13 protein-coding genes are annotated in these 15,416 nt (G+C 62.8%); 7 read left to right on the forward strand and 6 right to left on the reverse strand.

What is annotated here, in order from left to right; translation table 11 throughout:
* Nucleotides 1-28: 28 nt before the first annotated feature.
* The 5 genes from cobA to OSC50_RS06025 all read right to left on the reverse strand — a co-directional run bounded on the left by cobA (nt 29) and on the right by OSC50_RS06025 (nt 5,698).
* Nucleotides 29-772 (reverse strand): uroporphyrinogen-III C-methyltransferase, encoded by a 744-nt coding sequence (gene cobA / locus OSC50_RS06005; RefSeq protein WP_253508920.1) that lies wholly within the window; start codon nt 770-772, stop codon nt 29-31.
* A 20-nt stretch (nt 773-792) separates the two neighbouring features.
* On the reverse strand, nt 793-2,463 hold the full coding sequence (locus tag OSC50_RS06010; protein WP_266246336.1) for a bifunctional protein-serine/threonine kinase/phosphatase: 1,671 nt from the start codon (nt 2,461-2,463) through the stop codon (nt 793-795).
* Complete coding sequence (locus OSC50_RS06015) at nt 2,463-3,674, reverse strand: nitrate/nitrite transporter (RefSeq protein ID WP_181076141.1); 1,212 nt, start codon at nt 3,672-3,674, stop codon at nt 2,463-2,465. The genes OSC50_RS06010 and OSC50_RS06015 overlap by 1 nt, the downstream gene beginning before the upstream one ends.
* 208 nt (nt 3,675-3,882) lie before the next feature.
* The gene (locus OSC50_RS06020) at nt 3,883-4,458 is read right to left on the reverse strand and encodes an ANTAR domain-containing response regulator (protein ID WP_181076139.1); all 576 of its coding nucleotides are present in this window, start codon (nt 4,456-4,458) and stop codon (nt 3,883-3,885) included.
* A 13-nt stretch (nt 4,459-4,471) separates the two neighbouring features.
* On the reverse strand, nt 4,472-5,698 hold the full coding sequence (locus tag OSC50_RS06025; RefSeq protein WP_266246335.1) for a CmpA/NrtA family ABC transporter substrate-binding protein: 1,227 nt from the start codon (nt 5,696-5,698) through the stop codon (nt 4,472-4,474).
* Between the two features lie 246 nt (nt 5,699-5,944).
* Between OSC50_RS06025 and sctC the strand changes: the two genes are divergently transcribed.
* The 5 genes from sctC to OSC50_RS06050 all read left to right on the forward strand — a co-directional run bounded on the left by sctC (nt 5,945) and on the right by OSC50_RS06050 (nt 9,751).
* Nucleotides 5,945-7,396 (forward strand): type III secretion system outer membrane ring subunit SctC, encoded by a 1,452-nt coding sequence (gene sctC / locus OSC50_RS06030; protein WP_434085141.1) that lies wholly within the window; start codon nt 5,945-5,947, stop codon nt 7,394-7,396.
* Nucleotides 7,383-7,637: a FliM/FliN family flagellar motor switch protein gene (locus OSC50_RS06035; RefSeq protein WP_266246334.1), complete on the forward strand. Its 255-nt coding sequence runs from the start codon at nt 7,383-7,385 to the stop codon at nt 7,635-7,637. Before sctC ends, OSC50_RS06035 begins: the two co-directional genes overlap by 14 nt.
* A 154-nt stretch (nt 7,638-7,791) precedes the next feature.
* Nucleotides 7,792-8,181, forward strand: coding sequence for a winged helix-turn-helix domain-containing protein (locus tag OSC50_RS06040; RefSeq protein ID WP_253508910.1), 390 nt, complete (start codon nt 7,792-7,794; stop codon nt 8,179-8,181).
* Entirely contained in the window at nt 8,174-8,632 is a 459-nt protein-coding gene (locus tag OSC50_RS06045; RefSeq protein ID WP_181076131.1) for a transglycosylase SLT domain-containing protein, read from the forward strand. The genes OSC50_RS06040 and OSC50_RS06045 overlap by 8 nt, the downstream gene beginning before the upstream one ends.
* Before the next feature lie 90 nt (nt 8,633-8,722).
* Nucleotides 8,723-9,751, forward strand: coding sequence for a quinone-dependent dihydroorotate dehydrogenase (locus OSC50_RS06050; protein WP_253508908.1), 1,029 nt, complete (start codon nt 8,723-8,725; stop codon nt 9,749-9,751).
* A 123-nt stretch (nt 9,752-9,874) separates the two neighbouring features.
* On the opposite strand, the gene rmf is transcribed toward OSC50_RS06050, so the two are convergent.
* Nucleotides 9,875-10,090 (reverse strand): ribosome modulation factor, encoded by a 216-nt coding sequence (gene rmf, locus OSC50_RS06055; RefSeq protein WP_002553055.1) that lies wholly within the window; start codon nt 10,088-10,090, stop codon nt 9,875-9,877.
* A gap of 530 nt (nt 10,091-10,620) precedes the next feature.
* Between rmf and rlmKL the strand changes: the two genes are divergently transcribed.
* The gene (gene rlmKL / locus OSC50_RS06060) at nt 10,621-12,885 is read left to right on the forward strand and encodes a bifunctional 23S rRNA (guanine(2069)-N(7))-methyltransferase RlmK/23S rRNA (guanine(2445)-N(2))-methyltransferase RlmL (RefSeq protein WP_181076127.1); all 2,265 of its coding nucleotides are present in this window, start codon (nt 10,621-10,623) and stop codon (nt 12,883-12,885) included.
* Nucleotides 12,886-13,024: 139 nt separating this feature from the next.
* Entirely contained in the window at nt 13,025-15,412 is a 2,388-nt protein-coding gene (locus tag OSC50_RS06065) for a sensor domain-containing diguanylate cyclase (protein ID WP_266246333.1), read from the forward strand.
* Nucleotides 15,413-15,416: the final 4 nt, after the last annotated feature.

The following is a 15,416-nucleotide window of genomic DNA, read 5'->3' on the forward strand; positions in this document are numbered from 1 at the left end:
CGGGTTTTTTTTCGCCTGCCATTTAATCTCAGGCACTGGCGACGGTCGCGACAGACGCGGCCTGGTCGCCGGCGGCAACGCGGCCGATTACCAGGATCGCTGGGCTTTTCAGCGCGAATGCCTGGGCATCCTCGTACAGGTGTGACAACGTGCTGCGACACTCGCGCTGTTGGGGCAGCGAGGCATTTTCGATCATCGCCACCGGCATGTCGGCTGCCATCCCGCCGTCGAGCAGTTGCTGGCGGATCTCTTCCAGTTTGGCCACGCCCATGTACACGACCAGGGTGGTGCCGCCTTCGGCCAGTGCCCGCCAGTTCAGACGACTGTCGTCCTGGGTGTGCGCAGTGACCAGCGTTACGCCACGGCTTACACCGCGCAGCGTCAGCGCAATCGAGCAATTCGTCGCGCCTGCCAGGCCCGCGGTAATCCCGTTGACCAACTCCACCTCAACGCCTCGCTCGCGCAACCATAGCGCCTCTTCGCCGCCCCGCCCGAAAATGCACGGATCACCGCCCTTGAGGCGCACCACGCATTTGCCCTGGCGCGCATAGCGCAACATGAGACGATGGATAAAATCCTGTGGCGTGGAGCGGCAGCCGCCGCGTTTGCCCACTGTGATGACGCGCGCCATGGCGCAATGTTCCAGCACTGCCGGGTTGACCAGGTCATCGATCAACACCACATCGGCGGCATGCAGGGCTCGGACCGCCTTGAGGGTCAACAGCTCCGGATCACCGGGGCCTGCGCCCACCAGCCAGACTTTTGCGTTCATAGAGTTGCCCTCAGAGATGGTCAGCTGTGAAAGAGTGCATACAGAAGCACCAGATTAACCAGCACCGATAGCAGCGCCACGCTACGCCATACCTTCAGCGGTTCGCGCTCCAGCAAAGGTCTGGGACGAATACTCAACTCCCGCCGGTCAGCCTGCTCTAATGCCAGCAGCCATTCTTCGGCGGTTTCATAGCGTTGCGCCGGCTGCGCGGCCACGGCCCGTTCCAGGCTCAACGCCAGCCACTCCGGCAGGTCAGGACGATAGCGGCTGGCGCTGATGGGCTGAGTGAATCTGGGGCGCTGGAAAGCTTCGATTTCGCCGTAGGGATAGTGCCCGGTCAGCAGGTAGTACAAGGTGACGCCAACGCCGTATAAATCTTGCTGGGCGGTAGGACTCTCGCCGTTGAAAGCCTCGGGTGCGATAAAGCTCGGTGTACCCGGCAACGCATGAGCATGGTCCTCCGACAGGCCCGGGCAGTAGGCCAGGCCGAAATCCAGCACGCGCAACTCACCGTCGTCCCCCAGCAACAGGTTCTCCGGCTTGATATCGCGGTGCAGGATCTGCCTGCGGTGCAGCAGGCCCACCGCCCGCAGCAAGCGCTCGGCAATCGATTGCCATTGCGCCAGAGGCAGGGGCCCTTGCTGCTGGAACAGGGCCGCAAGGGTTCGCCCGGGATATTCGCGCATGACGTAATACAGATGCTGCCGACTACCAGCGGCATGCACCTGCGGGAACGCGCGCCCGGCCACCCGGCGCAGAAACCACTCCTCGGCCAGCAACGCCTGGGCGGCGTCGCTGTCGTCCTCGCGGTTCAAGGGCAGGGTTTTCAGCAGCCACGGTTGCTGCTGGGTATCGCGTACCCGGTAGAGCAAGGATTGTCGGCTTTGCGCCAGTACGGCATCCACCTGCCAGCCTTCAAAGTGTTGGCCGATTTTTAATAGCGGCGGCAGCGGCCATTGCTGCAACTGCACCAGTGCGTCGCCCAGGGTGGCCGCACCGAGTGCATCCACGCGGACCAGCACAGCGCTGGCGTTGTCCTGGCTGCCGCCCAGATGGGCCGCGTTGACCAGGGTGGTCACCGCCAGGTCCAGGTCGGCCTGTTCACGCAGGATCGCCTGGATACTGTGATCGCCCAGCGTTGCCCATACGCCGTCGCTGAGCAGCAGAAAACATTCACCCTCGCGCAACTGGCCATCGAGAAAATCCACCACCAGGTGCTGGTCCAGGCCCAGCGCACGCTTGAGCACGTGTTGCATGCCTGGCTGTTCCCATACGTGATCTTCGCTGATGCGCTGCAACACGCCATCCAGCCAGCGATAAGCCCGACAGTCGCCGACATGCGCCAGGGTGAAGCGTTGACCGCGAAACACCAGGGCGCTGAGGGTGGTCAGCAGCGGCTGGCCACCGCCGTTAGCCTGCAACCAGCGATTCTGCGCCAGCAGCAGCCGCTCCAGCGACTGGGCCACGCTCCAGGTTTGCGGCGTGGCGTAGTAGTCAATCGCCAGGGCCTGCAGGGTCGAGCGCGCGGCCAATCCGCCATCGGCGCATTGGCTGACGCCGTCGGCCATCGCGCACAGGTAGCCTTTGCTGGCCGCCAGTTCCGCCGCGGGCGTGACCACCCGCAGCGCATCCTGGTTTTCCATGCGTGGACCGATGGCGCTGGCTTGGGCGACGCTCAGTCGCAGGCTCATCAGACGCGCGCTGCCGTCACGGCTGCAGAACCCCAGGTGGTTCTCCAGCGACGCTTGACCCCATGCAGCCCGAACCACGCCAGAACGGCCAGGCTGGCAAACAGCCACAGAGCCAGTTGATAGCTGCCGGTGCTTTGCTTGATTGCGCCCATGCCGGCCGCCAAAGCGAAGCCACCGATGCCGCCGGCCATGCCGATCAGGCCGGTCATTACGCCGATTTCCCGGCGAAAGCGCTGCGGAACCAACTGGAATACGGCCCCGTTGCCCGCACCGAGACCGAGCATGGTGCAGACGAAAAGCGCCAGCGCCGCGTAGGAACTGGGCAGGTTGAAGCCCACTGCGGCGATGCAGATGGCCGCGACGCTATACATGCCCAGCAGGGTGCGGATGCCGCCGAACCGGTCGGCAAGGGCGCCGCCCAGCGGACGCATCAGGCTGCCACCGAACACGCACGCGGCAGTGTAATAGCCGGCGGTTACCGGGCTGAGGCGGTATTGGTCGTTGAAGTAGCCGGGCAGGGCGCTGGCCAGGCCGATAAAACCGCCGAACGTCACGCTGTAGAAGAACATGAACCACCAGCTGTCACGGTCGCCCAGGGCCTTGAAATAGTCAGCCATGGATTTGGCTTTCGGGCGTTCAGGGGCATTGCGCGCCAGCCAGGCGAAGACCACGAGCGTCACGATCAGCGGGATTAATGCGAAGCCAAAGACGTTGCTCCAGCCAAACGCTGCGGCGAGAACCGGCGCCAGCAGCGCGGCGAACACCGTGCCCGAGTTACCGGCTCCGGCAATCCCCATGGCCTTGCCCTGGTGCTCGGCGGGGTACCACTGGGACGCCAGGGGCAGTGCCACGGCGAAGGACGCGCCGGCCATGCCAAGAAACAGCCCCAGCACCAGGGCCTGTTCGTAACTGTGTATCCCCAGCTTCCAGGCACCGAACAGCGCGACAATCACGATCACCTGGCCGATCATCCCGGCGGTTTTGGGCGACAGCCTGTCGGCCAGCATCCCCATCAGAAAACGCAGTACCGCGCCGGCCAGGATCGGCGTCGCGACCATCAGGCCGCGCTGCTGGGTGGTCAACTGCAAGTCGGCGGCGATCTGCACCGCCAGCGGTCCCAGCAGATACCAGACCATAAAGCTCAGGTCGAAATACAGGAACGCGGCAAACAGGGTCGGGGTGTGCCCGGATTTCCAGAAGCTTGATTTCATCACGCACCTCAACGGTTGGGAGTGTTGTAAGAAGGCCGGGTGATGGAACAGCCGCAACGGCCGCCCCACCGGCCCCATGCAGGGGGCCAAAACGAAAAAACGCCGCCACCGGGTTCGCGAGGGCAAACCGGATGTGCGACGTCTTTGTCGTGGAGGGGCAACCGCCGTTGGTTACCTGTAATGCTTGATTAGCAAAAGCTGAGCCAGATCAGCCCAACAGCTCGCTCATGGCGATGATCTGCTCCGCCACCTGGATCAGTTTCTGCTGGCGGCTCATGGCCTGGCGGCGCATCAGGGTGTAGGCCTCTTCTTCATTGCAGCCTTTCATTTTCATCAGCATGCCCTTGGCCAGCTCGATGCGCTTGCGCTCGGCCAGTTGCTGGTCGCGTGCCTGCAACTGGGCGCGCAAGGCCTGGTCGCTTTCGAAGCGGGCCATGGCCACGTCGAGGATCGGTTGCAGACGCTGGGCCTGGATGCCCTCGACGATATAGGCGCTGACGCCGGACTTGATGGCCTGGCGCATCACCGTCGGGTCGTGTTCGTCGGTAAACATCACAATGGGGCGCGGTTGATCGCGACTCACCAGCACCACTTGCTCCATCACATCACGCCCCGGCGACTCGGTATCGATCAGGATCACGTCCGGGCGCACTGTTTCGACGCGCGCCGGCAGGTCGATGATCAGGCCCGACTCGTCGATCACCTCGAATCCGGCCTCGATCAGCGCGGTGCGCAGGCGCCCGACCTTGCGCGGGGTGTCGTTGATCAACAGGATTCGCAGCATGGCCTTTCTCCTGTCAGCGCAAGGCTTGGCGGTTGGCGTCGCCGACCAGGGCGTGCAGGCGGAAGCTGCGCGCGTAACCCGCCGGGTCCGAACCGTCCCAGACCTTGCCGTCGATCAACTGGCTGCTGCGCATGTCCCGATCCCCGGCGGTAATGCCCAGTGCCGCGGCTGCCTGGCGATAGAGCGCCAGTTGCTGGACCTGGCGCGCTACGCCCAGGTAGTCCGGGTCTTCGCGCAGCAGCCCCCAGCGGCGAAATTGGGTCATGAACCACATGCCGTCGCAGAGGTAGGGCAGATTGACCCTGCCCTCGGCAAAAAAGCGCAGACCGTGGGGGTCCTGCCAGTGGTTGCCCAGGCCATCGTCGTAGGTCCCCAGCAGACGCGGCTCGATGCAGTCGAGGGGCGCGTCGAGGTAATCGCCGCCGCTGAGCAGCTGCGCGGTAGAGCGTCGGTTTTCGCGATTCTGTTCGATAAAGCGGCTGGCTTCCAGAATGGCCATCACCAAGACGCGCGCTGTATTGGGGTAATGGTCGACGAAGGCTTGGGTGCAGCCCAGTACCTTTTCAGGGTGATCCGGCCAGATCGCCTGGCTGGTGGCCAGCGTGAAGCCTTGATCCTGGGCGACGGCGCTGGCAGCCCAGGGCTCGCCCACGCAAAAGCCATCGATGCGTCCCGCTTGCAGATGCGCAACCATCTGCGGTGGCGGCACTACCACGCTTTCGACGTCCTGTAATGGATGAATGCCCTGGCTCGCCAGCCAGTAGTACAACCACATGGCATGGGTGCCGGTGGGAAATGTCTGAGCGAAGGTCAGTTTTGTGCGGCTTTGGTGCACATGGCGCTCCAGCGCCTCAGGAGTGACCACCCCTTGTTGCTGCAGGCCGCGCGACAGGTTGATGCTCTGGCCGTTCTGGTTCAGGCCCATCAGCACCGCCATGTCGGTGGGCGCCACGCCGCCGATGCCCAGGTGCACGGCGTAGATCAAGCCATACAGGCTATGGGCGGCATCCAATTCGCCGCTGACCAGCTTGTCCCGCAGGTTGGCCCAGGATGACTGGCGCTTGAGGTTAAGGGTCAAGCCGTAGGGTTGTGCAAAACCCTGGGTCGCCGCTACTACCAGCGAGGCGCAATCGCTCAGGGCCATGAACCCCAGGTCGAGGCTGCTCTTTTCCGGAGCGTCGCTGCCGCTGACCCACGCCAGCGCGTCGCTTATCGGGCGGTTGCCCACCGAATCGTTCATCCACACCTACCTTTTCTTTCAAAAAAAAGCGCCGTTCCCTCAGATGGCGATGCCGGCCATTGCGGGTAACGACGCCTTTGTCCGTAAGCCCGCTCCGCCATTGGCGCGCGCTTTGATACTGAGTCCCTTAGCAAGGCACATGCCACGGGTGGGAAAGGGACTCGGCCGTCAACTTTTCATCAAGATTGAAAAGAGGTGGCCTCTCAGTATGGCCGCTTCTTTCGCCAGCTCCCGGGAGCCCCTACCGTGCCCGCTGCCTTCCTCCAAACCCCGCTATGCCGCTGGCTGTTGTGTGCCGTCCTGTGGCTGGGCCATGGCATGGCCTGGGGCGAAAGCTACCAGGCACTGGATGAGAGCCTGCATACCGTGTTCACTGCCTTGTCGGTGCCCATGGGCCTGCCGATTGTCGTGAGCCGCGAGGTGGCACGTAAGCGCTTGAGTGGTGTGCTTGATTTGGCAGCGCCGCAGCAGAGCCTGGAGAGGCTGGCGCAGCAGCAGGGCCTGATCTGGTACGGCGACGGGCAGGCGATCCATGTCTATGACGCTACTGAAGCGAAAAGCTCGGCGGTGGCATTGCGGCATCTTTCAATCGACAGGTTCCGCAGCCTCATGCGCCGCTCGGGGCTGGATGAAACGCGCTACCCCTTGCGTGCCAGCGGGGGGCGGACATTTTATGTGTCCGGCCCGCCCAACTACGTGGACCAGGTGCTGCGCCTGGCGCAACTGATGGACCGTCAGCGCGCGGATCTACGCGTGGGTAACCAGGCTTTTGGCGTCGTCCAGGTACTCAACACCCATGTCGCGGACCGTGAATACACGATGGGTGAACGCACGCTTCGGGTAGCGGGGATCGCGTCGACGATCGAGACCCTGCTGGCGGGTGAGCGCAAGGGCGTGCTTGCCGACAAGGCGCTCGTGGTGATCGCCTATGCGGACACCAACAGTCTGCTGATCAAAGGCAACCCTGCGCAGGTACGGTTCATCGAGCAACTGGTGACGGAGCTGGACACGCCCAAGCGAGCCATCGAGGTCTCGCTGTGGCTGGTCGATGTGGGCCGCGACGCATTGAGCACATTACGGCCGGCCTGGGCCGACAACAGCGAGGCCTCGACCAGCGCTGTGATGGAACCCCTGGAGGATAACCGCTTGATGGCACGGCTTGCCGTGCTGGAGCGCCGTCGGAGCGCCAAGGTGGTGGCGCTGCCGGTGATCCTCACGCAGGAAAATGTGCCGGCAGTGTTCAACGACAACCGCACGTTCCATTTGCCGCCCCTCGCCGACGATGCCGCCGGATGGAAGCCGGTGCGTTATGCGACCCAGGTCAGTGTGCTGCCGCGCTTCGCCCAGGCCAATGAGATCGAGATGCTGCTGGAGGTCGAGGACGCTCGACCGATCAACGACCAGCGGCGCGGCAGCAAACCGGACGCGGTTGCGCGGATCGGGGTCAGCAGCGTGGTTCGTGTGCCCCACGGCAAGCGTCTGTGGTTGGCGGCGTTCCCGCGTGACTCGCGTGAGCGAGATCGCGGACGGGCCTCGGCGCCCTCGGGTGAGGTGCGCCTGTTTGTGATTCAGGCGCGCGCCGTCGCAGGCGAGGAAAGAGGGGCGGCCGCCGCAGGTGGGCCGCCGCCATTGACCGCGGCGCAGTATGAGCGCGTGCAACGTGCGTTTGTGCGGCCGGGTCGCGATGTGTTCCCGTGAAATAAGGCGTTCAGTCATGCATCTGGAAATTCTTCTGCAGGAACAGTTGATCAGCCGCAGGCGCCTGGCCGCCTTTGCGCCGGGCAAGGTATTGCCGTTGGCGCCCGCGGTCATTCACTGCGTCGAGGTTCGGGTGAACGGCCAGTTGCTGGCGTTGGGTGAACTGGTGCAGTTGGAAGACCGCCTTGGGGTTGAACTGCACGAGGTGTATCAGGAGTGGGCGCCTGGTGGGTTTCGCTGAAGAAACGCCTTACAGGGCTGTTCCGGAAAACGCTGTATCTATGCGCTTTTTCCTAACGTGAGTTGCCGGACGGGTTTTTATAGTCGCTGTAGAGGCGCAAACGCCAGTCAAGGAATAAGGACTTCAATGTCAGTTGTCGGATGCCGAGGTAGATATGGTCGTCGTGAATGATGAGTTGGCGACGGTTTCCCTGGTCTTTGCGTGTTGGACGCTGCACGCCGATGGGCGCTTGAGCGGAGAGGGCGGTGATGTTCAGTTACCGCCCAAGGAGGGGCATGTCCTGCGGCTGCTGCTGGCTTCCGGTGGTGTGTTGATGACCAAGGATCGCCTGTTGGAGCTGGCCTGGCCCAAGGGCGAAGTGGCCGAGGAATCGCTGACGCGCTGCATCTATTCGTTGCGCAAGCATTTGGGTGTCGATAAAGGGTTTATCAAGACGATCTATGGCCGCGGTTACCGCTTTACGTGTCCGGTGAGGGTCCAGCGCGGCGGTCAGGGGCATAAGGAGCAGGTGTGTTCGGCCTGCGGTCGGGTCAACCATGGGTAGGTGCTGGGCCACGGTATTGTTGTTGGGGCTGTTATTCGGCAGTCGTCAAGCGCAGGCGTATTGCTGGGAAGAGGTCGCCAGCCGTTACGATATCGAGCCGGAGTTGCTGCAGGCCATCGCGGCCGTCGAGTCGGGTTATCAAGCGGGGGCGATCAACCGCGCCAATGGCAACGGCACTTGGGATATCGGCCTGATGCAAATCAACAGCAGCCATTTGCCGCGCCTGCTCGCGCTGGGGATTACCGAGCAGCGGTTGTTGAGCGAGCCGTGCTTGTCGGTAGAGGTTGGGGCGTCGATCCTTGCCGAGTTTATCCAGCGTTTCGGCTACAACTGGACGGCGGTGGGTTCCTATAACGTGGGGCCGGGTGCGGGGCCGGAACGTGATGCGTTGCGCAGGCGCTATGCGGAAAAAATCTGGGCACGGTATGAGGCCCTGGTCATGCAGCGTTGATGTCGTTTGGCGCGGCACGCCTCGCCTGCGCACCGTCACCCCGGCTATAATCGCCGCCACCTTTCGCCGCCATCCGAGTCTAGCCCGCCCATGTATAACCTGGCCCGCCAGCTGTTGTTCAAACTTTCCCCGGAAACTTCCCACGATCTGTCTCTCGACCTGATCGGTGCCGGTGGCCGCCTGGGACTCAATGGCCTGGTCTGCAAGGCTGCGGCGAAAATGCCGGTCTCGGTGATGGGGCTGGACTTTCCCAATCCGGTAGGACTGGCTGCCGGCCTGGACAAGAACGGCGCGGCCATCGATGGCTTCGCCCAGCTCGGCTTCGGCTTTGTCGAGATCGGCACGGTGACGCCGCGACCGCAGCCGGGCAACCCCAAGCCCCGCATCTTCCGCCTGCCGGAAGCCGAGGCGATCATCAATCGCATGGGCTTCAACAACCTGGGCGTCGATCACCTGCTGGCCCGGGTTCAGGCCGCCAGGTACAACGGCATTCTCGGTATCAATATCGGCAAGAATTTCGACACGCCGGTCGAGCGTGCGGTCGATGACTACCTGATCTGCCTGGACAAGGTCTACGCCCACGCCAGCTATGTCACCGTCAATGTCAGCTCGCCGAACACGCCGGGCCTGCGTAGCCTGCAGTTCGGTGACTCCCTCAAGCAATTGCTCGAAGCCCTGCGCCAGCGTCAGGAAGACCTGGCTGTGCGTCACGGCAAGCGGGTGCCGCTGGCGATCAAGATCGCACCGGACATGAGCGACGAAGAAACCGTGCTGGTGGCCCAGGCCCTGATGGATTCCGGAATGGACGCGGTGATCGCCACCAACACCACGCTCAGCCGGGTCGGCGTCGAAGGCCTGGCCCACGGTGATGAGGCCGGTGGCCTGTCGGGCGCGCCGGTGCGGGACAAGAGCACTCATATCGTCAAGGTACTGGCGGCGGAGCTGGCCGGGCGCTTGCCGATCATCGCCGTGGGCGGCATCACCGAAGGCCGGCACGCCGCCGAGAAGATCGCCGCGGGCGCGAGCCTTGTGCAGCTGTACTCCGGCTTTATCTACAAAGGCCCGGCCTTGATTCGCGAGTCCGTGGATGCGATCGCCGCGCTGCCGAAGAAGGCCTGAGAGCCGCCCATAAAAAAGGGCTCCTTCAAGGAGCCCCCTGGGCCGAAGCCCGCCGCCCGGATGGGGCGTGCATGGTAAGTCGTTACTGCTTCAAAGGTGATGTGTCGGAATTAAGTGCCCTGATTAGCCGACGGCGTGAAGTTCGTTGAGTCTGTGGATTCCCGCAGTGCCAGTCATACCGTCCCAGTTGTCGCCGCGTCCTTCTCGCCAGCCGTTGATCCAGGCTTGGCGTACCGACGGTAGAGTAAATGGGCAAAGCTCACGGGATTTGCCATGAACGCCATATTGATATCCGCGTAAAAACGCTCTTTCCAACGGATCACGCTTAAGTCTTCTCATAGGGTGTTTCCCTCACTTGTTGACTGTCTTGATATCCTTCGGCCTCGTCTGAGGCCGGGCAGAGTTTTTCTGCCGTTGGTGGGCTCGCTGCCGGCGTGGCGAGCCGATGTGTCGGCGTCGTTACGGCGCCAACCTGTGTTGAGTTCTAACCAATAGGTCACATGGATTCAATGATCGTTTTGTCATAAGCACGTAACGATAACGATGCTATAGCCATAAGCTGGGATGGCTTTACGCCCCATTTGTCTGGCAAAGCCAGCTATGATGCACCCCGCATAGAGGAAAGGTTTAATCCTTAAGTAAGAATGACCGTCTGTTGCAGTCGGTTATTATTCGACGAAGGGTCGGAATATTTCTTTTTGTTGCTGCACATCTTTATCTGCCCCGTCGATAAAGGCCCAAGGCCTGGCAGACGGGGTGGGACGGCACATTCGTGCCACGCGAGCACTCTTCAAGAAACGTGCTTGATTGAAAACCGAGCCGGCGATGCGTCGCCCGTTCATTTATTGCTGAAAAGCCTGGAATGCCCCATGTCGGACCGTTTTGAACTCTTCCTCACTTGCCCCAAGGGCCTCGAAGGCCTGCTGATCGAGGAAGCCGTCGGGCTTGGCCTTGAGGAAGCCCGCGAGCACACCTCGGCCGTGCGCGGCATGGCCGACATGGAAACCGCCTACCGCCTATGCCTCTGGTCGCGCCTGGCCAACCGCGTGCTGCTGGTGCTCAAGCGCTTCCCCATGAAGGATGCCGAAGACCTGTACCACGGCGTGCTGGATATCGAGTGGGCCGATCACATGGTTTCCGATGGCACCCTCGCGGTGGAATTCAGCGGTCACGGCTCGGGCATCGACAACACCCATTTCGGCGCGCTGAAGGTCAAGGATGCGATTGTCGATAAACTGCGCACCCCAACCGGCGAACGCCCGTCCATCGACAAGATCAACCCGGACCTGCGCATCCATCTGCGCCTGGACCGTGGGGAAGCGATCCTGTCCCTCGACCTCTCCGGCCACAGTCTGCACCAGCGCGGTTATCGCCTGCAGCAGGGCGCGGCGCCGCTGAAGGAAAACCTGGCCGCCGCCATCCTGATCCGGGCCGGCTGGCCACGCATCGCTGCCGAAGGCGGCGCGCTGACCGACCCGATGTGCGGCGTGGGGACCTTCCTGGTGGAAGGCGCGATGATTGCCGCCGACATGGCGCCCAACCTCAACCGTGAACTGTGGGGCTTTACCACCTGGCTCGGCCACGTTCCGGCGTTGTGGAAAAAACTGCACGCCGAGGCCACCGAGCGCGCCGCGATCGGCATGAACAAAACGCCGCTGTGGATACGAGGTTACGAAGCCGACCCGCGGCTGATCCAGCCCGCGCGCAACAATATCGAACGCGCCGGCCTGAGCCACTGGATCAAGGTGTACCAGGGCGAAGTCGGCACCTTCGAACCGCGCCCGGACCAGAACCAGAAAGGCCTGGTGATCTGCAACCCGCCTTATGGCGAGCGCCTGGGTGACGAAGCCAGCCTGTTGTACCTCTACCAGAACCTCGGTGAGCGCCTGCGCCAGGCGTGCATGGGTTGGGAGGCGGCGGTGTTCACCGGAGCACCGGACCTGGGCAAGCGCATGGGTATCCGCAGCCACAAACAGTACTCATTCTGGAACGGCGCCTTGCCGTGCAAGTTGCTGCTGATCAAGGTCAACCCCGACCAGTTCGTCACCGGCGAGCGCCGCACCCCGGAGCAGCGCCAGGCCGAACGCGAGCAAGCCGCGTACGACCAGGCGCCGACCGAACCGCAAGAGCGCCAGTACAACAAGAACGGCAACCCGATCAAGCCGGCCCCGGCCCCCGTGGTCGAGCAGGCGCGCTTGAGCGAAGGCGGGCAGATGTTCGCCAATCGCCTGCAAAAGAACCTTAAGTTGCTGGGCAAGTGGGCCAAGCGCGAAGGCGTGGATTGCTACCGTGTGTACGACGCCGACATGCCGGAATACTCCATGGCCATCGACCTGTACCACGATTGGGTGCACGTGCAGGAGTATGCCGCGCCGAAGTCCATCGACCCGGAAAAAGCCTCCGCGCGCATGTTCGATGCCCTGGCGGCCATTCCCCAGGCACTGAACATCGATAAGAGCCGGGTGGTGGTCAAGCGTCGCGAGCGTCAGAGCGGCACTAAGCAGTACGAGCGCCAGAGCGCCCAGGGCAAGTTCACCGAGGTCAGCGAAGGTGGCGTAAAGCTGCTGGTCAACCTCACCGATTACCTGGACACCGGCCTGTTTCTCGACCACCGCCCGATGCGCATGCGGATTCAGAAGGAAGCGGCCGGCAAGCGCTTCCTCAACCTGTATTGCTACACCGCCACCGCCAGTGTGCACGCCGCCAAGGGCGGTGCGCGCAGCACCACCAGTGTCGACCTGTCCAAGACTTATCTGGACTGGGCGCGCCGCAATTTCTCCCTCAACGGTTTCTCCGACAAGAACCGCCTGGAGCAGGGCGATGTGATGGCGTGGCTGGAAGCCAGTCGCGATGAATTCGACCTGATCTTCATCGACCCGCCGACCTTCTCCAACTCCAAGCGCATGGAAGGCATCTTCGACGTGCAGCGCGACCACGTGCAGTTGCTGGACCTGGCCATGGCCCGTCTGGCGCCGGGCGGCGTGTTGTACTTCTCCAACAACTTCCGCAAGTTCCAGCTGGAAGACAACCTCAGCGAACGCTACGCGGTCGAGGAAATCAGCGACAAGACCATCGACCCGGATTTTGCGCGCAATGCCAAGATCCACCGGGCCTGGAAAATCACCGCCCGCTGACGGTTGCACAAAAAAGCCGCAAGCCAGGATATTCCGGGCTTGCGGCTTTTTTGCGCTGGTCAAACCATGGGCCGATAGCTATAACTTAAGGCCTAGCCAAAGTGACACCCCCCGCACGCTGGCGTTGTGAGTGTTGCCTATGCCGTTGCAAGCCGTTCGCCCGAAAATCCTAGGCTTTATCAGTGAGCAGGCGTCGGCTTGGCTGGTGGCATTGGTGGTGCTGTTGGCCGGTTGCACCTTGACGGGTATCGTCGCCTGGGCCACTCACGACCTGTATCAGCAGCAGGTGCGCCAACGCTTTCAATTGCTGGTCAACGAACGCTATACCCGCCTGCAGGAGCGCTTCGAGGATCAGGAACAGCGCCTTAACAGCCTGCGGCGTTTCTTTCTCAATTCACAGCAAGTGTCCCGCGAAGAATTCGACGGGTTCACCCAGCCCTTGCTGCTGCGCGCCCGCGCTTACGCCTGGGCGCCGCGGGTGTTTCGCGAGCAGCGCAGCGAGTTCGAACGCCAGGTATCCCGCGATCGCGGTGTGGACTTTGTTATCCGTGAATTGAACACGGCGGGCGAGTTGGCCCCGGCGCCGCAACGCGATGAATACGTGCCGGTGCTCTACAGCCAGACCCAGAGCCTGTTGGGTTCACCGCTGGGTTTTGATCTGCTCGCCCAGCCGCTGCGGCGCGCGACCCTTGAGCGCGCGCAAAAAAGTGGCAGGCTGGCGGTGTCGCAGCCCATGCAACTGGTGGGGGTGGAGCCGGCGTATGCCGCCGGGGTTTTGCTGGTAGCGCCGGTAAGCAACCAGGCGGGCAACGACCCACCCTACGGCTATGTGATGGCGGTGATCAGCATGCGCCAGTTGGTGGCCGACGGCTTGCCCAAGTCGCCACGCGACAACCTCGTCATGCAGATTGTGGATACATCCGATGTGCAACAACGCGTCCTGTATGAATCGAACAATGTCGTGGCCGACAGCCCTCTCGTCGGGGCTCGTCGTCTGACCCTGGGCGATCATGTCTATGCCCTGACCCTGCGCCCGAGCAAAGTGTTCGAACTGGCCAACCATTCCTCGTTGAGCGCCATCCTGATCATGGGCGGCTTGCTCAGCCTGTTGCTCAGCGCCTTGCTCTACGTGCTCGTGAGCCAACGCCAGCGTGCCTTGAAGCTGGTGGAGCAGCGCACTGTGCAGTTGCGTCTGCGCGAGCAGGAGCTGCGCGGCGCACACGGCCAATTGCGCAGTGTGCTGAACGCGGCCACCCAGGTCGCGATCATTGCCACCGACCTGCGCGGTGTCATCAATACCTTCAACGCCGGCGCTGAAAAGATGCTCGGTTTTACCGCCGATCAGGTGGTGGGCAAGCTGACCCTGGAGAGCCTGCACCTGGCGACGGAGCTGGAAATGCGTTCCGCCAAGTTGGGCGTGGCCTTGGGCAAGCGCATCCCCGCGAGCCAGGCCATGCTGGTCGAAAGCCCCGACAGCCTGCACGAAGCCCGCGAGTGGACTCTGATCCGCGAGGACGGCAGCCCGTTGAACGTGAATATGCTCGGCACTGTGCTGCTCGATGACCATGGCTTGTGGGTGGGGCACCTGGCGATCTACCTGGACGTTACCGAACAGAAGCGCGCCTACGAAGCGCTGGCTGCACGGGATCGCCTGCTGAAAAAACTCAGTGCCCATGTGCCCGGCGGCATCTTCCAGTTCACCCTGGAGCCTCAGGACAATTGGCGCTTCATCTATGCCAGCGACGGGATGCGCGATATCTACGAAATCGAAACCGGGTTGTTGCAGCAGGATGCCAAGCGCGTATTCGAGCGCATCCATCCGCTGGATGTGGAGCGGGTGCGCGCCTCGGTGCGCTTGTCGGCCCTGCAGTTGAGCCATTGGCGCGAGGAGTACCGGGTGTTGCTGCCTCAACGCGGCCTGCGCTGGATTCGCGGCGAGGCCACCCCGGAAGAGTTACCTGGCGGCGGTACGCTGTGGCACGGGTATGTGTCGGATATTTCCGATCTCAAACGAGTGGAGGAGGAGTTGCGGGCCTTGTCCATCACCGACTCGCTGACCGGTATTCACAACCGGCGCTACTTCCAGGATCGCTTGCGCGCCGAAATCGCCAGGCTCAATCGAACCCACGGGGCACTGTCGGTGATCATGCTGGATATCGATCACTTCAAACGCATCAACGATAAGCACGGCCATGCGGTGGGTGACGCAGTGCTGCAGGAGTTATGCGCGCGCATCAGCCAGCGTCTACGCCGCACCGACGTGTTCTGCCGTCTGGGCGGGGAGGAGTTCATGGTGCTGTGCCCTACCACCGATGCCGAACAGGCCTACAGCCTGGCAACGGATTTGTGGCAGTCGTTGCGCACCGCGCCGATGGATCCGGTGGGCGTTGTCACCGCCAGCTTTGGTGTGGCCAGCTGGCGGGGCGATGAAGGCGTCGATGGGTTGCTGCTGCGCGCCGACTCGGCGGTGTATGTGGCCAAGCAGGCGGGCAGGGACCGGGTTGAGGCCGAGAGGGCGCGGGCTTGAAGGC

Source organism: Pseudomonas quebecensis (genome assembly GCF_026410085.1).
Lineage (GTDB): Bacteria > Pseudomonadota > Gammaproteobacteria > Pseudomonadales > Pseudomonadaceae > Aquipseudomonas > Aquipseudomonas quebecensis.